Annotated in this window: 20 protein-coding genes; 10 read left to right on the top strand and 10 right to left on the bottom strand. The window is 65.7% G+C overall.

Going from position 1 to position 18920, the window contains the following annotated elements:
- From ATB1_RS00255 to ATB1_RS00245, 3 genes are all read right to left on the bottom strand, one after another.
- On the bottom strand, positions 1-1735 hold a 1735-nt coding region (locus ATB1_RS00255; RefSeq protein WP_042661738.1), incomplete at its 3' end, for a PAS domain S-box protein.
- Between the two features lie 82 nt (positions 1736-1817).
- On the bottom strand, positions 1818-2306 hold the full coding sequence (gene rimI / locus ATB1_RS00250; protein WP_042661737.1) for a ribosomal protein S18-alanine N-acetyltransferase: 489 nt from the start codon (positions 2304-2306) through the stop codon (positions 1818-1820).
- A 155-nt stretch (positions 2307-2461) separates the two neighbouring features.
- Positions 2462-4426 carry an aconitate hydratase gene (locus ATB1_RS00245; protein WP_042661736.1) on the bottom strand — a complete coding sequence of 655 codons (1965 nt, stop codon included), beginning with the start codon at positions 4424-4426 and terminating at the stop codon, positions 2462-2464.
- A 306-nt stretch (positions 4427-4732) separates the two neighbouring features.
- Between ATB1_RS00245 and ATB1_RS00240 the strand changes: the two genes are divergently transcribed.
- From ATB1_RS00240 to ATB1_RS22195, 6 genes are all read left to right on the top strand, one after another.
- Positions 4733-5206, top strand: a complete 474-nt coding sequence (locus ATB1_RS00240; protein WP_042661735.1) for a deoxyuridine 5'-triphosphate nucleotidohydrolase — start codon at positions 4733-4735, stop codon at positions 5204-5206.
- Between the two features lie 395 nt (positions 5207-5601).
- Entirely contained in the window at positions 5602-6840 is a 1239-nt protein-coding gene (gene pan2 / locus ATB1_RS00235; protein WP_008096396.1) for a proteasome-activating nucleotidase Pan2, read from the top strand.
- 111 nt (positions 6841-6951) lie between these two features.
- Positions 6952-7425, top strand: a complete 474-nt coding sequence (locus ATB1_RS00230; protein WP_042661734.1) for a pyruvoyl-dependent arginine decarboxylase — start codon at positions 6952-6954, stop codon at positions 7423-7425.
- Between the two features lie 93 nt (positions 7426-7518).
- Complete coding sequence (locus ATB1_RS00225; RefSeq protein ID WP_042661739.1) at positions 7519-8364, top strand: sensor histidine kinase KdpD; 846 nt, start codon at positions 7519-7521, stop codon at positions 8362-8364.
- A 98-nt stretch (positions 8365-8462) separates the two neighbouring features.
- Complete coding sequence (locus ATB1_RS00220; protein ID WP_042661733.1) at positions 8463-8846, top strand: DUF5811 family protein; 384 nt, start codon at positions 8463-8465, stop codon at positions 8844-8846.
- A gap of 173 nt (positions 8847-9019) precedes the next feature.
- Entirely contained in the window at positions 9020-9181 is a 162-nt protein-coding gene (locus ATB1_RS22195) for a hypothetical protein (protein WP_172795730.1), read from the top strand.
- A 28-nt stretch (positions 9182-9209) separates the two neighbouring features.
- Here ATB1_RS22195 and ATB1_RS00210 read toward each other — a convergent pair whose 3' ends face one another.
- From ATB1_RS00210 to ATB1_RS00195, 4 genes are all read right to left on the bottom strand, one after another.
- Entirely contained in the window at positions 9210-9533 is a 324-nt protein-coding gene (locus ATB1_RS00210; protein WP_042661731.1) for a hypothetical protein, read from the bottom strand.
- A gap of 129 nt (positions 9534-9662) precedes the next feature.
- Positions 9663-11465 carry a translation initiation factor IF-2 gene (infB, locus tag ATB1_RS00205; RefSeq protein WP_042661730.1) on the bottom strand — a complete coding sequence of 601 codons (1803 nt, stop codon included), beginning with the start codon at positions 11463-11465 and terminating at the stop codon, positions 9663-9665.
- A 122-nt stretch (positions 11466-11587) separates the two neighbouring features.
- Positions 11588-12223, bottom strand: coding sequence for a PH domain-containing protein (locus ATB1_RS00200; protein ID WP_042661729.1), 636 nt, complete (start codon positions 12221-12223; stop codon positions 11588-11590).
- Positions 12224-12225: 2 nt separating this feature from the next.
- Positions 12226-13221 carry a hypothetical protein gene (locus tag ATB1_RS00195; protein ID WP_042661728.1) on the bottom strand — a complete coding sequence of 332 codons (996 nt, stop codon included), beginning with the start codon at positions 13219-13221 and terminating at the stop codon, positions 12226-12228.
- Between the two features lie 193 nt (positions 13222-13414).
- Here ATB1_RS00195 and ATB1_RS00190 point away from each other — a divergent pair, with 193 nt between their 5' ends.
- The 3 genes from ATB1_RS00190 (at position 13415) to ATB1_RS00180 (ending at position 15579) form a co-directional block, all read left to right on the top strand.
- Positions 13415-13660 (top strand): PRC-barrel domain-containing protein, encoded by a 246-nt coding sequence (locus tag ATB1_RS00190; protein ID WP_004976296.1) that lies wholly within the window; start codon positions 13415-13417, stop codon positions 13658-13660.
- A gap of 18 nt (positions 13661-13678) precedes the next feature.
- A complete protein-coding gene (locus ATB1_RS00185) occupies positions 13679-14137 on the top strand; it encodes an NOB1 family endonuclease (RefSeq protein WP_042661727.1) in 459 nt (152 codons plus the stop codon).
- Between the two features lie 197 nt (positions 14138-14334).
- Positions 14335-15579 (top strand): RNA-guided endonuclease TnpB family protein, encoded by a 1245-nt coding sequence (locus ATB1_RS00180; RefSeq protein WP_042661726.1) that lies wholly within the window; start codon positions 14335-14337, stop codon positions 15577-15579.
- A 75-nt stretch (positions 15580-15654) separates the two neighbouring features.
- Here the strand turns inward: ATB1_RS00180 and ATB1_RS00175 are convergent, their stop codons facing one another.
- Positions 15655-16392 carry a CPBP family intramembrane glutamic endopeptidase gene (locus ATB1_RS00175; RefSeq protein WP_042661725.1) on the bottom strand — a complete coding sequence of 246 codons (738 nt, stop codon included), beginning with the start codon at positions 16390-16392 and terminating at the stop codon, positions 15655-15657.
- 230 nt (positions 16393-16622) lie between these two features.
- Positions 16623-17915, bottom strand: a complete 1293-nt coding sequence (locus tag ATB1_RS00170; RefSeq protein ID WP_042661724.1) for a hypothetical protein — start codon at positions 17913-17915, stop codon at positions 16623-16625.
- A 72-nt stretch (positions 17916-17987) separates the two neighbouring features.
- Between ATB1_RS00170 and ATB1_RS00165 the strand changes: the two genes are divergently transcribed.
- Positions 17988-18521 carry a hypothetical protein gene (locus ATB1_RS00165; RefSeq protein WP_042661723.1) on the top strand — a complete coding sequence of 178 codons (534 nt, stop codon included), beginning with the start codon at positions 17988-17990 and terminating at the stop codon, positions 18519-18521.
- Positions 18522-18614: 93 nt separating this feature from the next.
- Here the strand turns inward: ATB1_RS00165 and ATB1_RS00160 are convergent.
- The coding region (locus ATB1_RS00160; protein WP_042661722.1) for a VTT domain-containing protein at positions 18615-18920 on the bottom strand (306 nt) is incomplete at its 5' end.

The following is an 18920-nucleotide window of genomic DNA, read 5'->3' as shown; positions in this document are numbered from 1 at the left end:
GCTTGTCGCCGAGGCCGGTTCCGGCCGCGCCGACGCGGACGAGGCTCGTGTCCGCCTCGTCGAAGACGAACAGCTCCGTCCGAGCGTCGCCGAGCACCTCGTCGCAGGCGTCGACGGCGGCCCGGAGGACCGCCTGTCGGTCGGTCGCGCCCATCATCTCTCGGGTCCGGTCGTGGAGCGTCGCGAGCAGGCGCTCGTAGCGGTGTCGCTTCGTCACGTCGCGGAGGACGCCGACCGAGCCGACTTCCTCGCCGCCGACGACCAGCGGCGTCCGGTGGTCTTCGACTCTGACGACTCCCTCGTCGGGCGTCTGCAGGTCCAATTCCACGATTCCCTGCGAGGTCGACGCGAACGCCTCGTCGCTGCCGTCGGTCGCGCTCGCGTTCTCTGTGAGCACCGCCGTGGACGACCCGATGACGCGGTCGCGGTCGAGTCCGGTGAGTCGCTCGAACGCGGGGTTGACCGCCGCGAACCGCCCCTCGTCGTCCAGCGCGTACACCGCGTCGGCGACGGTCGCCAGCATCCGCCCGTACTGCTCGGCTTCGACCTCGTGTTCCAACTGCTCCGTGATGTCGGTGAAGTAGACCGAGAGCCCCGTCTCGGAGGGGTACGCCCGAACCGCGTACCATGTTTCGAGGCGGTCGTAGTACTGTTCGAAGGTCGCCGGCTCCTGTCGCTCCATCGCGCGCTCGAACTCCTCGCGGAAGACGGTCGCCTCGGGCACCGAGTCCCAGATGCGCGTCCCCAACACCGCCGCGGCCGACATCCCGAGGCCGTGTTCGGCCGTCGAGTTGACGTAGGTGACACGCCAGTCCGCGTCGAATCCCATCACCGCCTCGTCCATCCGCTCTAAGACCTCCGAGAGGGCGCTTTTCAGTTCGTGCCGCTCGGTCGCCGCGCCGACGACGGCAGCGATGTTCTCCAAGAAGAGCACGTCGTCGTCGGTGAACTGCCCGCGGGCGACGCCGTGGACGGCGATGGCTCCCCACCGGGTGTCGTCGCCGCCGATGGCCGCGCTCATTCCGCTTTTCGGGCCCGACGGGCCCGCGTCGCTCGCGTGTTCGAAGCGCTCGTCGTCGTCGAAGTCGTCGACGAGCATCGAACGCCCGGTCCGGTACGTCTCGACCGCCTGCGTACCCCCGGCTGCGGCGAGTCCGTGGCCCCGATTCGCCGACCAGCCTGCGGCGGCGGCAACGCGGAACGCACCGTCGTCGAGGCCCTCGAAAATCGTGACCGAACTGGCGTCGAGCACGTCGCGGACGCGACTCGCGGCGTGGTCGAGCGTCGAGTCGAGATCGACGGCGGTCAGCGCCCGCGTTCCGATTTCGGAGACGACGCGCTGCTGTTCGATTCGGTCTCGGTGGCTCCGCGCGAGAGTGCACTCGCCGAGCGCCCGCTCGACGCGGAAGGCGAGCCACGACATCGTCTCGGGGTCGTCGTCGCGGACGACGTAGTCCGTCGCACCGGCTTCGACCGCGCGGGTCGCGGTCTCTTGGTCGGCGGCCGCGACGACGACCGGGACGTCGATGCCCTGGGCGTAGATATCGCGGACGAACGCCCCCTCGTCGCTGGCCGCCGTGGGGGCGGCTAGGACGATACAAGAGATGGCCGCCGAGGCGGAAACGAGTTCCGCGCGCGCCGCGGCGGGGGTGCGGACGTGCCGGACGGTCGTCGCTCCGTCGAGCGACGACAGCGACGAGTCGAGAGACGCCGCGAACTCGCCGTCGTCACTCACACAGAGAACGGTGGGGGACGGTAACACAACTCGTGTACGTGGCTCGTCGTGATAAGCGCTCCTTCGGCCGCGAGCGGTCCTGTCAGGCGCGCTGCCACTCCGCCACGTCGAGGACCATGATGTACGCGTCCTCGCCGTCGCCGTAGTAGCCCGGCACCCGGCGGGCGGGTTCGAAGCCGAGGCTTCGGTAGAGACCGATAGCCGGGTCGTTCGAGACGCGGACTTCGAGTTTCACGACCGTCGCGCCCGCGATGGCCATCGCCGTCAGTGACTGGACGAGCAGCCGCCGGCCGAGGCCGTTTCCGCGGGCCTCTTGACGGACCGCGAGGTCCTTCACGTGGCCGATGTCGTTGCCGTGGTTCGGCATCACGTCGGCGACGACGTAGCCGAGCACCTCGTCCCCGCGGGCGGCGACGAGAAACGCCGGCTCGTCGACAAACATCTCGAACGCGGAGTACGGCCACGGCTCGGAGAAACACGTCCGCTCGATGCGGAGCACGTCGAGGAGGTCCGCCCGGTCGACCCGCCTGACGACCAAGTCGCCGGCGAGCGCGTCATCGAACGACGTCACGCCCGGCGCTACGTGGTTGGCACGCAAAAGCCCGACGGCACGGGTGCGCGACGGTGGTTGGGGCGGACGCTCACGGTCGCGGGCGGCTCACCCCACCGGCCGCGCGATGGCCGCCGCTCGCCGGGCGAAAAAGCGAGAAAGTGTGTTGGTCGCGTTTAGTCGTCCGCGGGGGCAGCGCCGCCCTCAGCCTGCTGCTTCGTGAGGGGGAGCTTGCCGCCGGCGGTGAGGATACGACGCTCGCGCTCGGAGGCGTGCAGGTTCGCCGTCGCTTCCCAGTCGTCGTTCACGCGGATGGTGAACTCTTCCTGGCCGGATTCGACGGCTTCGGCAACGTCGTCGACGATTTCGACGTCGTCGCCCTGCTCGATCTTCTCGTACGTCTCCTCGTCGATGGCGAGGGGGACGATACCGAAGTTGAACAGGTTCGCCTTGTGGATGCGAGCGAACGACTGCGCGAGGACCGCCTCGATGCCGAGGTACATCGGACACATCGCGGCGTGTTCGCGGGAGGAACCCTGACCGTAGTTCTCGCCCGCGACGAGGACGCCGGTGCCGGCGTCTTTGGCGCGCTGGGCGAACGTCTCGTCGACGCGCGAGAGCGTGAAGTCCGAGAGGCGCTCGATGTTCGAGCGGAACTTGAGGATGTCGGACGTCGCCGGGATGATGTGGTCGGTCGTGATGTTGTCCTCCATCTTCAGGAGGGTCTCACCCGAGATGTTGGAGCCGAGGGGGTCCTGCAGGGGAACTTCGCCGATGTTCGGGCCCTTGATGAGCTCGTCGTCGATGGCATCTTCGGCGTAGATGAGGTCCGTCTTCGAGCCGTCGTACTTGTCGGGGAGTTCGACGCCGGGGGCGTCGAGGCCGAGTTCGTCGGCGAGGTCGCGCGGGTCGACGATTTCGCCCTTGAGCGCCGCGGCAGCGGCGACCTGCGGCGAGCAGAGGTAGACGTTGTCGTCTTCGATGCCCGAGCGGCCCTCGAAGTTGCGGTTGAAGGTACGCAGCGAGACGGAGTCGGAGGCGGGGACGTGGCCGATACCGATACACGGTCCACAGGTCGCCTCGGAGACGTTGACGCCGGCCGCCATCATCTCAGCCGTCCAGCCCTCGCGGGCGAGCATCTCGCCGGCCTGCTTCGAACCGGGCGCGACGATCATCTCGAGGTACTTTGCGACTTCCTGGTCCTTGACCATCTTCGCGGCCGGGAGGACGTCCTCGTAGCCGCCGTTGGTACAGGAACCGACGAGGACCTGCTCGACCTTCTCGCCGGCGACTTCGCGGACCGGAACCACGTTGTCGGGCATCGACGGGCAGGCGATGAGCGGTTCGAGGTCGCCGAGGTCGATGACGATTTCGTCGGCGTATTCGGCGTCGTCGTCGGCCGTCAGCTCGACGTACTCGTCGCCGCGACCCTGGCGCTCGAGGTAGTCCTTGGTCTTCTCGTCGGTCTCGAAGAGCGACGAGGTGGCACCGAGTTCGGTTCCCATGTTGGTGATGGTGGTTCGCTCGGGCACGGTGAGCGATTCAGCACCGGGGCCGGTGTACTCGAACACCTTGCCGACGCCGCCCTTGACGGTCTCGCGGCGGAGCATCTCGAGGATGACGTCCTTCGCGGAGGACCATTCGGGGAGTTCGCCTTCGAGGCGGACGTTCACGACTTCCGGCATCTCGACGTAGTACGCGCCGCCGCCCATGGCGACAGCGATGTCGAGGCCACCGGCACCGATGGCGAGCTGGCCGAGGCCGCCGGGGGTCGGCGTGTGGGAGTCCGAGCCGAGGAGCGTCTTGCCGGGCGCGGCGAAGTTCTCCTTGTGGACGTTGTGGCAGATACCGTTACCGGGGCGGGAGAAGTGGGCACCATATGTCCCGGCCGCGGAACGGAGGAAGCGGTGGTCGTCCGTGTTCTTGAAGTCGAACTGGTAGGTCTGGTGGTCGCAGTACTGGGCGGCGAGTTCGGTCTGCGCCTCGTCGAGGTCGAGCGCCTCGAACTGGAGCCAAACCATCGTCCCAGTCGTGTCCTGCATCAGGACTTGGTCGATTTCGATTCCGATCTCCTCTCCGGGGGTGAGGTCACCCTCGACGAGGTGGTCCGAGAGAATCTTTTCCGTGAGCGTCTGTCCCATAACACCCGAACCTCGATGGTCCTCGAATATAAATCCCGCGTACTTCCCTATCTTCGAACGTGAAAGATAGCGCCGTCTCGGGGTTTCTAGCGTCTAAGGGCCATTAAACTCCTTGTTGGTTCTCCCATGTGACTTGTCACCGCGGGGGGCGTCACCGCCCCAAATGGGGGGTGATTCGGTGCTCTCTCACCCCCTCGATACCGGGGGTGTTTGGAGCCCGTCACGACCTCGGAATCGACGCCGCCCTCGGGCCGCCGACCGACCGAGGTTCGGCACAGTTTTGCGCCCGCTGGACGGGGTTCGGATATGCACCGCGCTGGCTCGTTCGTCGCACAGCACATCTCGCCGGTCACGGCCGAACAGGTCCAACCCAACGGCGTCGACCTGACGCTCGAAGCGGTCCTCGAACAGGTCGAACCGGGCCGCCTCGGCCGCGAGGGAAAGACCGTCGGCGAGCGTCGGGCCCTCGATTTCGCCGACCCTGACACCGAGACGTACCGACTCGACCCCGGCGGCTACGTCCTCCAGTACGCCGAGACGGTCCACATCCCCGAGGACCACGTCGGCTTCATCTACCCGCGGTCGTCGCTCATGCGAAACTCCTGTATGCTGAACACGGCCGTCTGGGACGCCGGCTACGAGGGGAAAGGCGAGGGGCTCTTGCAGGTCCACCACCCGGTCGAACTCGAACGCGGCGCGCGCGTGGCGCAAATCGTCCTCGCGGACGCGACCCACGACGAGACCTACGACGGGAGCTATCAGGGCGAGCGGACCCGCTGACGGCCTTCGGTCAGTGGCTTCCAAGCATCGATCGGCGGATAGTACCGGATGAATACCGATATCCCGAGTTACGGGACGTTCTCGGCGATGACGAATTCCTTTCAAGTCGGTGGGCGTCGTATTTGTTCTCGCGGAGGGCATGTCGGGCCGAAACGAGGGGCGACCTGTACACACCGAACCTCCGCAACTTCCTCCTTCCACATCTTCTTGATACGCGTGCTCTTGCTGCGCCCGTCTGCTTCGCGCAAGTCGTAGACACCGCCCGCGGGCCGCCGATTCGCCCGGAAGCCGAACTGCCACGGAGTCGCTGTCACCTAAAACCGCTTCGAGCGTGCACTCGTGTTCTCTGACCCAAAGGCACATTTACGCGCATGCCTAAGTGTGGCTAATCACTGATGTCACGGAGTCCATCTCTCCCGGAACGTCCTCATCTCGATCTGGACCCCGAGATGTCGGATGCAGAGCGTCTCTCTGCACTCCGCCAGCACTTCGAACGCATGGTCGACGTCAACCGCGAACTCGACCAGCGGCTCCAGAACGCCGACGACCGTCACGCCGAACTGGTCGACGAGGTCGACCAGATGAAGGCGCGAAACGAGGCCCTGAAGACGGCCTCGTACTACATCGCCACGGTCGAGGAGTTGACCGACGACGGCGTCATCATCAAGCAGCACGGCAACAACCAGGAGGTCCTGACCGAGTTCGCACCGAGCCTGAACATCGACGACATTGAACCCGGCGACCGCGTCGCCATCAACGACTCGTTCGCCGTCCAGACTATCCTCGACGACGAGACAGACGCGCGGGCGCAGGCGATGGAGGTCGTCGAGTCGCCGACGGTCACCTACGACGACATCGGCGGCATCGACGAGCAGGTCCGCGAGGTCCGCGAGGCGGTCGAACAGCCCCTCGAGAACCCCGAGATGTTCGAGGAAGTCGGCATCGACCCACCCGCGGGCGTGCTCCTGTACGGCCCGCCGGGGACAGGTAAGACGATGCTCGCGAAGGCCGTCGCCAACGAGACCAACGCCTCGTTCATCAAGATGGCCGGCTCCGAACTCGTCCAGAAGTTCATCGGCGAGGGCGCGCGCCTCGTCCGCGACCTGTTCAAGCTCGCCGCCGAGCGCGAACCGGTGGTCATCTTCATCGACGAAATCGACGCCGTCGCCTCGAAGCGCACGGACTCGAAGACCTCCGGCGACGCCGAGGTCCAGCGCACGATGATGCAGCTCCTCTCGGAGATGGACGGCTTCGACGACCGCGGCGACATCCGCATCATCGCGGCGACCAACCGCTTCGACATGCTCGATGAGGCCATCCTCCGTCCGGGGCGGTTCGACCGTCTCATCGAGGTTCCCAAGCCAGCCGTCGAGGGCCGCCGCCGCATTCTCGACATCCACACCCGCGACATGAACGTCGCCGACGACGTGGACCTCGACGCGCTCGCCGAGGAACTCGACGACTACTCCGGCGCGGACATCGCGTCGCTCACGACCGAGGCCGGGATGTTCGCCATCCGCGACGGCCGGACCGAGGTGACGGGCGCGGACTTCGACGCCGCCCACGAGAAGCTCTCGAACGTCGAGGAGTCCGGCACCGGGCCCATCTCGGGCTTCACTGACTACCAGTACTGAGGCAATCAGCCGGGGACCGCCGCCGGAGACGGTCGTCAACGCCTCCACCTCCCCCGGCTTTCGAGCGCCACTATTCGTAACCCCCTTTTCCGCCGCCGCGAGAGTTCGGACATGAACACGATTCGCGTCGTCCGCGGGGTCGGCACCGCCCCCACCGAGATGGCGTCGTACGACGCCGCCCTCGCCGCCGCCAACGTCCACAACTACAACCTCGTCACTGTCTCCTCGGTCGTCCCCGCCGACGCGACCGTCGAGGCGGTCGACGTGGCCCCCGACCTCGGCCCGGCGGGCAACCGACTGACCGTGGTGCAGGCCCGCGAAACCACCTCGACGCCCGGCGAGACGGTCGTCGCCGGCCTCGGCTGGGCGACCGGCTCCGGCCCCGGTCTGTTCTACGAGGCGTCCGGCACCGACGAAGCGAGCGTTCGTGCGGCCGTCCTCGACGGTCTCGAAGCGGGCCGGAACCTCCGCGAGTGGTCCTTCGACGACGAGGACGTCGCACTCACGACCGGCACCCACGAGGGCGACGGCTACACCACCGCCGTCACGGTCGCGGCCTACGGGCAGAGCGAATCTATCTTCTGACGCCCCCATGCGCTGACCGACGGACTCATCAGCTTTTGTGAGAATCCCTCCGGCATGAGTGGTGACGCGCCGTTCGACCTGTCCCCCGGGCGAGTGGCGCTTATCTACGCCGCCTTCGGATTCCTCTGGGTCGCGACGAGCGACAGTCTCGTAGAGGGACTCCCTAACCACGAGCTCATCCAGACGGCGAAGGGATGGCTGTTCGTCGGCCTCTCGGCGCTGTTGGTGTACGCCCTCGTCAACCGGAGTCAGTCCAAACTGAACCGGACCTCCGAGCAACTGGAATCGACGCTCGCACACACGAGTGTCCTCCATCGAATCCTCAGACACGACATCAGAAACGCCTGCACCGCCATCCTCGGCTACGCCGAACTCGTCGAGTCGAAAGGCGACGCGAGTTCGAACATCGACCCGGTCGAGGCGATTCAGGAGCGCGCGAACCGGCTGGTCGAAGTGAGCGACGAGGTCGCGCTCCTCCGCACCGTCGAACTCGCTGAGGGGAACGAGGTCGATGTCGACCTCTCCTGTGCGGTCGCCGACGCCGTCGAGGACCTCGAAATGGAGTATCCGGAGGTACAGGTTTCGGTCGCCTCGCCGGAGACGCTCGTCGTGCGGGCGCACCCGGCGCTCCCGCGGAGTCTCGCGGAGTTACTCGACAACGCCGTCGTCCACGCCGACTGCGACGAGCCGGAGGTGCACGTCGGCGTCTGGCAACTCGGCGAAGTCGTCGGGGTTACCGTCACCGACAACGGCCCCGGAATCCCCGATGCCGAGCGCGATGCCCTCCTGTCCGGGGCTGAGACGCCGCTTTCGCACACCAGCGGCGTCGGTCTCTGGCTCGTCCGCGCCATCGTCGACGCCTCCGGCGGGTCGCTCGACATCTCGAAGCCGAAGGCCCACGGGACCGTGGTCACCGTCTCGCTCCCGCGACCGGCCTGACGGCGGCGTCGCCGCGCGGCCAGCCGGTTTTCGATTCGCTCACCACATCACCGCCGACGACGGCTTTTTACACGTCCTACCCGTATCGCAGACGACTGATGAACGGGAACAACCCATATGCGGGCGCTCCCGGCGTGGCTGGGGCCGGCCAGCCGTCGGCCAACCGAGAACTGACCGTCGAGCAGATGGACGCACTCCGGCGGGCCGTCGCCGGCATCGTCTCGCGCACCGAGTCGTACCTCCCCGAGGGGTTCGCTGTCGGCTCTGAGCTCTCGACCGGGGCGAACGGACCGCTGGCGACCGTGGCCGTCCACCCGCCGGTCGGCCACCCCGTCAGCGCCGGCTTCTCGCCCGACGCCGACGACCTCGACGCGGGACTCACCGACGAGGACCGCAACGAGGTCGCCCGCGGCCTCGCCGCCAGCGCGGCGTTTCAGGTGATGAGCGCCGTCGGCGACGACCTCACGCCCGCCGCGCGATAACCCCGGATACCCCCCGTCGCCGTCGGGGCCGAGTGGCGACTGACGCGTGGTTGCGACCTGCCGTCCGATTTCTCGCCGTCGTTCCGTCGCCTGTCCTGCGACTCGTCTCCGAGTTCTCTCGTCACTTCAGAACGAGAACAATACACTTCACGGAGGCGGTCGAAAGAGAAAGTATGGCTTCGATTTTCGACTACGCGGACGAGATTGGTCCGACGACGCTCATCATCGTCGGCTTCCTGCTGTTTGTCTTCCCCGAACCGGCGACTTCGGCGTTCGGCGCGGGGCTAATGCTGTTCGGCGCGGCGTACTGGTTCTGGGAGTGGAACCGTCCCTGAGCGGACCCGAGCGCGCGAGTGAACTCGCCTAGACGCTCCCGCGACGGCGGTTTCGACCGGTGTCGTCGCGGACGCGAGACGTAACCCAGTCGAGTGGGACGTCGGTCTCGGTGGTCGTCCCCGACCCACCGTCCGGACCGGTCACCAACTGTGGCGTCGCAACGAACAACCCGTACGCGAGCACGGCCGCCGAAACGAGTCCGCTCGCGCCGACGACGAGTGAGAGCGGGAGCGGCGAGAGCGTGCCGACCGCCGTCCCGACGAGAAGTGGGAGCGGCAGTGTCGCGAGAATGGCGTCGTACCGCGTCGCTTCCGAGACGATGCTGTCGCTATGGGGTGTTCGCGTGCGCATGATACCACTCGGAGACGAATACGAACGTGTGAATAGTAGTTATTTCGCTTGACGGGACGGCCCCGCGGGTCGTGGTTCGCTGGTGTCGTGACGCGGCGAGTCGACGACTTTCGGGGTGCGGTGAGCCGCCTACTTCCCCCAGAAGGGGTCGCGGCGGCGGTGCTTTTCGAGGTAGCCAGACAGCGCCTCCAGTTCGTCGGTGGGGATGTCGTCGCGGAGTTCCTGTTCGAGAATCTTCGCGTGCTTCTCGGGGAGTTCGATCCAGAGTTCGTCGCCCTCGTCTATCTGCCGGCCGACCGTCGGGCCGTCGATGGCGACGCTGACGCGCGACCCCGCGCGGGCGCTCGATACGTCCTCGCCGTTCTCTTGGATGCCCGAGAGCTGGCCGACGCGGTTGGGCTCGCCGTCTTCCCACTTCACGACGTTCATGTTGTTCTTGATAGTCCCGGACATGATTTCGACGCCGACGACGGCGGGGTTGTTCTGCCGGAAGACGTGGTCCTGAAGGATGCGGAAGCGACACGGGCGGACGATTTTGTCGAGAATCGTCTCCTGTTGGGCGCGCTTCATCTCGTTGACGTGGTCTTCGTACTCCTCGACGAGCTGATAGATAACGTCGTCTTCGAACAGCTTCACGTCGTTCTTTTCGAGTTCGGCCTCGGCGTTCGAGAGCACGTCCACGTTGAACCCGAGGATGACCTTGTGCTCGGGCTCGCGGGCGGTCGAGGCGACGGCAACGTCGCGCGGGGCGATGTCGCCGACCTCGGCGCGGAGGATGGGGACTTCGGCCTCCTGTAAGGCGTTCGCCATCGCTTCGAGGCTGCCGAGCGTGTCGGCCTTGACGACGACGCCCTCCTCCTCGGTGGTGACTTCGATGTCGGCGAGTTCGGCTTCGACCTCGCGGATGACCTCGTCGAGGTCTCGGTCGCCGACGACGCGGACCGGCGCGCCGGCCATCGCGTCTTCGAGGTCGGGCGCGGCGATTTTCACGCCGGCCGCGGCGCGGACCTCGTCGACCTTGTCGAACCGCTTTTCGGTGCGAATCTCGGCGTTCGGGCGGGGCTGGAGGAGCGCGCGGACCTCGGTGACGATGGGGTCGTTCGCGCCGCCGACGACGACGGTGTCGCCCGCGCGAATCGTCCCGTCGTAGAGGACCACGTCGAGGGTCGCGCCGAAGCCGCGTTCCTCCTTGACTTCGAGAACCGTCCCGGAACCGGGACCCGCCACGTCGATGGCCATCTCGTCTTTCATGTAGCGCTGAGACAGGCCCATCAGGACGCCCAGCAGGTCCGGAATGCCCTCGCCGGTGAGCGCGGAGACGGGGACGACGCCGATGTTGGACTGGAAGTTCTGGACGCGCCAGTAGAAGTCCGAGGAGAAACCGCGGTCGGAGAGTTCGCCGATAATCTCGTACAGTTTCTCGTCGAGTTTCGAGCGGGCGCGCTGGGACTGTTCCTCGTACGTTTTCTGGATGGGTTCCCCCTCTTGGGGGTTCCAACCCGGCGTCGTGTCTATCTTGTTCGCGGCCACGATGAACGGCGTCCCCGTTCGTTTGAGGATGTCGATGGCTTCCTCGGTCTGTGGCTGGAAGCTATCGTTCACGTCGACCACGAGGATGGCGATGTCGGCGAGCGCCCCGCCGCGCGAGCGGAGGGTGCTGAAGGAGTGGTGACCCGGCGTGTCGATGAACAACAGCCCCGGGAGGTCGAAGTCCTCGGGTTTGACCAGGCTACCGGCCATCTGCGAGACGGTGTCTAAGGGGACCGCGGTCGCGCCGATGTGCTGGGTGATGGCACCGGCTTCACCCTCGCTGACGGCGGACCCGCGAATCTTGTCGAGAAGACTCGTCTTCCCGTGGTCCACGTGGCCGAGGACGGCCACGATGGGTGTGCGAAGCGTATCGGATTGTGACGTCGAATCAGTGTCGGACATGGAGAATCGCCCCGGAGAAAGCTCTTACCGGAATCGAGTCGGTGACTCAAGTTAAGTCCATCGTCACGGCCCCACGCGACGGGGACGGTGGTACACGTCGGTAGCCACCCGTCCTGACGCGGTCATTCCGTGAGGTTGCGAATACTGTCCGCGAACGGCCCCGAGCGCTCCATATCTCGCATCCGAATCTCCAGCGAGTGACCGCCGCCACTCGCCACGATGACGCTTCCAAGCCCGACAAGACTCTCCGTGACCGATTTGCGCTCTTGTACGCCACGAACCTTCGAGCGTGGAATCTCTTGGCGGACGAGTGAGACGAAGCGGTACTCCTTGATGATACGGTTCGTCGTGACGTAGTACGTCGTCAGCGAGTTCGTCCAGTAGGTGTGGATACCCACCGAAAACAGGTAGAGACCGATGACGAGCGTGGCCGTCGGATACACGTACGGATAGTAGGTGAAGTACAGGAGGTAAATCGTCAGCGCGAGAAGCGGGACTCCGGCCGCCACCTTCACTCGTGCGACTCGCTGGGTTGGATGTCTCGTCTCCAGTATCTTCTCGCCGTCGGAGAGTCGAGGCGCGCTCGGTGAGACGGCGTGGACGTACGCGCCGACGGCGACGATGAACGTTCCGAAGAGGACGAACGGAATCGCGACGTCCTGCGGGTAGGTCTCCTGGCCGAAGTAGAACCATCCGCCTGCACCGACGAACGGGAGACCGAGAACCGAACTCCAGAGTGCTGGTTTGCCGCGAGCCATCGCTAGTCCCCCCTCACGAGGTTGTGCGCGATGCCGAGAACGGACAAGAGAAAGCCGCCGACGGTCAGGACGAACGGGTCGATTAATGCATCGAGTTCTTCCGTTGACGCGCCGTTCGACAAGAACCCACGACTCGGTGTCGCGGGAGTTGAGGCGTTTTGTGACGCGGGCGTCGTTGTTCCGCTGGGCGAACCTGATTCGTCCGTGGAGTGCTCGGATTCGGTCGTCGGTTCGGGTGTCGTGGTCGTCGGTTCGGGTGTTTGTGTCGCTGGCGGCATCTCGCCGTCTGATCCCGTGACTCCGTCCGAGGCGTCCCACGACACGCCGTTCTTGCTCACCGTGGCGGTCACCGTCGTCGGGCCATCGACGGAGAGCGGATAGCTGTAGGTGGCGTCCGGGTAGTCACCGTGTCGCGGCGGTTCGACTTCGACGGTGACGTCACCGACAACTTCGAATCCGCTGACGTCGCTTCCCTCGATGACTGCGTAGCCGTCGTCGTCGATGTAGACTCGCCCGGGGTTGGTTCCGAACCCGTCGTCACGAATCTGCGCGACGCCCCCGAGTAGCGGCTCCCCATCTGGTTTCACCGCGCGAACGTCGACGAGGTCGGCAGTCGGTACGAGAACGTCACCGAGGTCGACTGGCTGGGTGCCGACGCGAATCTCCTCGAACATATAGACGTGCGGTACGCCGTCTTTCGTCGGTTCGAGGTCGCTCCTCGAGTCCGCCTTGTAGAAGCAGAGTTCGTACTGGCTGTTCGTCCTGACTTCGATCTCGAACTTCCCCTCACGGTCCGTTCGCGTGGTGAAGTAGCCCGCACCTGCCGCATTTATCTCGTCGTTCGACGCGGTTGCCCCGCTCTTGGCGACGATTTTTCCGGATACTGTCGTTCGCTCTGCTGCGGACGCCGACCCGGCCCCGGCAGCTACGACACTCGCCGTGACCCCGCCCGCAACGCCCGCTCGCAGAAACGAACGGCGAGTTGGCTGGTCGTTCATGTCCTCTGCATGAAAGCAGATTATTTATATATTTGTTTTAGAAAATCGCAAGACAGCTCCCGATATTTCTATTTCGACCGTCTGTGTGTCTCGACTGTTCTCTGGCTTGATAATCACCGCACTACGCAAACTCGTCGGCCGCCCGTCAGACGTGCCCGTGTCGTTTATGTGAACCGGCGAGGAAAGGGAGTGTATGGCCGACATACTCGCCGAGAACCTGTCCGGAAAGGCCGTCATGGGGTCCGACGGGACGGAACTCGGGATGCTGTACAACATCACGATGGATCTGAAATCGGGCGAGCTTCACGACCTCCTCGTCCAGCCGAACGAACAGGTCGCCCCGAGCCGCGTGGCGTTCGACCAGGACGACCGCGGTCGGTTCCGAGTCCCGGTGAATCGCGTGCAGGCGGTTAAGGATTACATCGTCGTCCAACGGTAGTTTCAGGATAGATTCTCAATGCGGATTCTCGACGCTTCTGCGTTCATCCACGAGTACCACACCGACGACGAGACGGCCTCGATTCCCCTCGTCAAGGAAGAACTCACCGGCGAGCACGCCTTCCGCTTCGACGCCCTCGAAGGCGCGGGCATGTACGTCCACATCCCCGGACAGGGGACCGTAGACAAGGTGCTTCGCGCCGCGGGCGAGACCGGCGACCGCGACGTGCTCTCGGAGACCGACACGCGCCTCATCGCCGCCGCGTTCGAACTCGACGCGACGCTCGTCACCGACGACTACGCGATGCAGAACGTCGCCGAGCGACTCAACGTCGGCGTCGAAGTCATCGCCCAAGACGGCATCGCAGAACAACGAGACTGGAAGTTCCAGTGCCAGGGCTGCGGCCGCGAGTTCGACGAGAACAAAGAGCGCTGTCCCATCTGCGGGATGGAGCTGTCGCGGAAGAATCCGGCGTAAGCCGGTCGACCCGGCCGACTCGACTCGGCTGTCCGACGTTCTTTTTCAGCATTATACAAGGTGGAGCCTCCGACCTCAAGGAGTGAGCGAAGCGAGCGAGTAGGTCGGAGAGGAAACCGACATGGTACGGCACAACCGGCATACTCTGGCCACCTGACTCCTAAATAATTAAGAACCGATAGTTCTTCATCTGAAGTATGGAGGTGCGTCGAACCGCGCCGGTCAAACTCATCGTTCCCGATGAGCGACGCGACGACCTCCACGAGTCAGCTCGCCAGTTCCTTCACTGTGCAAACCGTGCCGCCGAGTTCTGTTGGGACGATCGCTCCTACACGAATTGCGTTACGGCGAACGCGACCGCACGGGATGCGCTCTATGAGGAACTGCGAGAGGAAACAGAACTCACCGCGAACCTCGTCCAAGAAGCCATCCGACGTGCCGTCCAAGCAACGACAGGGTGTGTCGAACGGTGGAAACAGGGCAAGCGCGTGAGCCGACCGGAGTTCACCTCGTGGAGTATGCTGTACGATAAGCGAAGCGCCACATTCTACCGAAACAAAGTTTCGCTTTCAACCGTCAACGGGCGTGTTGAGTGCGACTTTGAACTCCCGGCGGACAGCCCGGCACCCTACGAACAGTACGTTCTTTCCGAAGAGTACGAGTTCCGGGCGAGTACACTCCAATACGACAAGGCGACCGACGAGTTCTACTTCCACATTACGACCCGGAAGTACGATGACGACGAGCCCGAGGTTTCGGCAGATACCGGGCACCAAACAGTCCTCGGTATCGACCTCGGCGTCAACAGCCTCGCAGTAGCTTCGACCGGCACGTTCTGGCAGGGAGACGAGTACGACCATTGGTGCCGCGAGTTCGAGAAGCGGCGTGGTGAGATGCAACAGCGCGGCACGCAGGCCGCACACAACGCGCTGCTTCGGCTCGGCAAGCGTGAAGAAGCGTGGCGGAAACAGTACATCCACACGGTTGCCAACGAGATCGTTTCGGAAGCCGTCGAACACGCCTGCGACGTGATCGTGTTCGAGGACCTAACAGACATCCGCGAGCGGCTTCCAGACGCGAAGTGGCACCACGTGTGGGCGTTCCGACGCCTCGCCGAGTACGTCTCCTACAAGGCACCAGAGCAGGGTGTCTCCGTGGAGGAGGTTGAGCCGAACCACACGTCCCAACGGTGTTCTCGGACGGACTGTGGCTTTACGCACGACGGCAACCGCAAGGGAGAACACTTCGAGTGCCAGAAATGCGAGTATGAGGTCAACGCGGACTACAATGCGGCGAAGAATATCGGGGTGCGATACGCCCGGAAACAGACACATAGCCTCCGTTCCTCGCCCAAGTCGGGGAGCGGAGACGCACCAGTAGACGTGCGTGTGAATGGTGGGATGTTGAACGGTGAGAGTCACCAGCCTATTACTGGGGACTGATTGCCGGGAGTCCACATCAAAGCCCTACCCTCAAGGACCGAGGCGCACAGCGCCGAGGGAGTAGGGTAGGGTAGTTTACACCATGCCGGTCGCCTGCGCGTAGCTCACGAGGAACTGGACCGCGTTGTACAGCCCGTGGACCAGCGCGGCGACGAGCAGGTTTCCGCTTTTCTCGTAGACGAGCGCGAGGACGCTCCCGAGGAGGAACACCATTCCGAGCGAGACGAAGGCTCCCTCGCCGGAGAACGACCAGACGTGAATCGACGCGAACACCAGACTCGACAGGACGACCGCCGGCGCGGGACCCCAGAGTCGGCGGAGTTCACCGAAGGCGACGCCGCGGAAGATAAGCTCCTCCGCCGGGCCGACGAGGACGATGGTGACGACGGTGAGATACAGGAAGTACACCGGGTTCTCGCGGCCCTGTTGGGCGATGACGCTGTCGCCGCTCTGGATGCCGAGCGCGGACATCAGCGCCGACGCGCCGAGGTAGACGCCCATCACGGCGACGAACCCGCCGACGATCCACAGGGCGTCGCGGGCGGTCGGTCGCTCGAACCGAATCAGATCCCAGTCGTCGCGGGCGGCGAGGTAGCCCGCGCCGACGACGCCGAAGCCGATGAACTGTCCGGCGCTCTGTATCGCGCCGATGAGTGCGGTGTCGCCCGGAACCACGCCGCGAGCGAGACCGCCGGCGAGCGAGCCGAACGTCGCGCCGACGATGAGCGAGAGGGCGACGACGATGATGATGCCACCGTACGCTTGGAGGTGGTCTGCGGGGCTCGCAGACGCGCGGGCGGTGTCGTGTGCCATTGCCCTCCCCTTCGGAACGGGGTCGGATAACCGGTTCGGGTCGATTCTCACCATTCTGTGGAGTCACGTGAGTCTGTGTCGTTTGCGCCGTTTCGAGAGGAGGACCGGACTGCGGAACCCCCTTTCAGTCCCACCCCGTGGACTGTTCGGGAGTCGTCGCTGGATGGTCGTTCGGTGGTCGCCGCAAAAGTTAGCTCTCGGCTGTGGTCGCCGTGAGCCTCTCGCTCCGACTACTCGACGACCAGCCGAGATTTCTCTTCGACTGCGTCCGCTTCCTCGAAGTCGCCGCCGCCGAGCAGGCCGCGGGCGGCGCGCTTGCCCCACTCGACCGCCGGCTGGATGAACGTATCAACGCTGGCGAGTTCGCCGTAGAGGACGCAGGCGGCCTCCATCGCGTAGAGGAGTTCGCCGAGGCCGTACTCGTCGACGCGGTCGAGTTCGATGCGGACGTTCGGACAGCCGGCCGCGGCGAGGCTCGCCTCGGTCGCCTCGAACTCGGCGTCGAGCAGTTCGCCGAGCGACGAGCCGCCGAGGTACGCGAGGCCGTCGAGGTCGGTCTCGGGGATGGCCACGTCCTCGCGCTCCGTGGCGCGGACGAGCGTCACGAGTTTGTCGCGCGGGCCGGCGCGGTACAGTTGAAGCTGGGAGTGCTGGTCGGTCGCGCCGAGCGCCCGCAGGGGCGTCTGGCCGAGGCCGTCCTTACCGAGCGACTCGGCCCACAGCTGGGCGAACCACTCGGAGAACGTTTCGAGCGATTCCGCGTAGGGCATCATCGCGTTCTGTCGCAGGCCGCGCTCGGCGAGGGCGTAGGAGACCGCGCCGTAGGCGTACGCCGGCGAGTCGAAAAGCGAGTCCGACAGGCGCGCTTCCTGTGCGGCCGCGCCCTCCAGCACCGCCTCGATGTCGTGGCCGCAGAGGGCCGCGGCGGCGAGGCCGACCGTCGAGAGCACCGAAAAGCGACCGGGGACGCCGTCAGGGACGGGGAGCGACGGGAGGTCGTGCTTGTCGGCGAGGTCGCGGAGGTTGCCCTCCTCGCCGGTCGTGACGAACGTCCGGTCGGCCCAGTCGACGCCCGCGTCGGCCATCGCCTCCTGCACGACGAGGAAGTTCGCCAGCGTCTCGGCGGTCGTGCCGGACCGCGAGACGACGTTGACGACGGTCGATGAGAGGTCCAGCGAGTCGAGGAGGCGCTCGACGGCCTCCGGGTCGACGTTGTCGAGGTAGTAGGCGTCCACGTCGCTTTCGAGGGCGTCGGTGAGGGTGGCCGCGCCGAGGGCGCTCCCGCCGATGCCGACGGTGACGACCGCCGAGGGGTCGTCGAACCGGCTCACCGCGTCGCGAATCGCCGCGGGGTCGGTGCTGTTCGGAAGGTTCAGCGATTCGTAGCCGTGTTCGCCGGCCTCTCGGCCTCGTTCGATGCGGTCGTGGGCGGCCGCGACGCGGCCGTCGAGTCGTTCGAGCGTCTCGCGCGAGACGCCGTGGGCCGACGCCGTGTCGAGGACGTTCCCGAGGTCTACCTGCATACAGGATGCCGCGTCGCCCGGCGTCAAAACGACACCGGTCGCTTTAATCGCGGCCGCTCCCAAGGGCGACCGATGGCAGACGACTACGGCGGCGTCATCGGCGCGTTCCCGTACGCCTTCCGGCACAGCGAGTCGTGGCTGTTCAAGTGCTACGTGCTCGTCGGTGCCCTCGCGACGGGTGTCGTCTCGCTGTTCGTCGCTTTCGGACTCGTAGTGCTCATCGGCGCGACCGCCGGCGTCCCCGGTGGCTCGCTCACCCTCTCCCGGTCGTTCTACGTCCTCGTGGGGCTGTTCGTCGTCGCGCCGCTGGTCGCTCCCGTACTGTTCGTCGCCCGCCGACACCGCCGCACCGGCTCGGAACCGCGGTACGACCTGAGCCTCGCGCTCGCGGGGTTCGTGTTCATGCTGTCGGTGTACGTCGGGCTCGTCGCGTCGGTGCCGGCGGAGCTTCAGACGCCCGTCGAGCCGTTCGCGGTGGGTCCCGTGACCGTCTCGGCGCTCGTTCCCGTCGTCCAACTCCTCTACGACCTCCCCGCAATCTACGGGCTCGTCCCGCCGGTCGCGTGCGCGGTGGGCATCTACGGGATTCACCGACTGCTTCGGTAACCTCGTCGGGATTCACCGACTGCTTCGGTAACCTCGTCGGGATTCACCGACTGCTTCGGTAACTGCCGCGGACTCGTGTTTTCCGACTCAGCCTCAGCCGACTCGCGCCGTCAACTCGTCGCGGTAGCGGTAGACGACCGCCGAGGCGACGACGCCGATTCCGACGAGGAGCGCCACCGCCTCGTAGTTCGCCGCGCCCGCGCTCTGCCCGGCGGCCGCCGCGAGGGCGAACGTCGGCAGTCGACCGACGGCGACGAGGACGACGAGCGTCCGCAGTCGAAGCGGCGAGAGCCCGGCGAGCGCACAGAGCGCGTCGTCCGGAAACGCCGGCAGGAGAAACAGGACGAACAGACCGGCGACGCCCCGGCGGTCGGCGAAGCCGTCGAACCGCGCGAGCGC

It is taken from the genome of Haloferax sp. ATB1, assembly GCF_000730175.1.
This window is presented reverse-complemented; position numbering and strand designations above follow the sequence as displayed.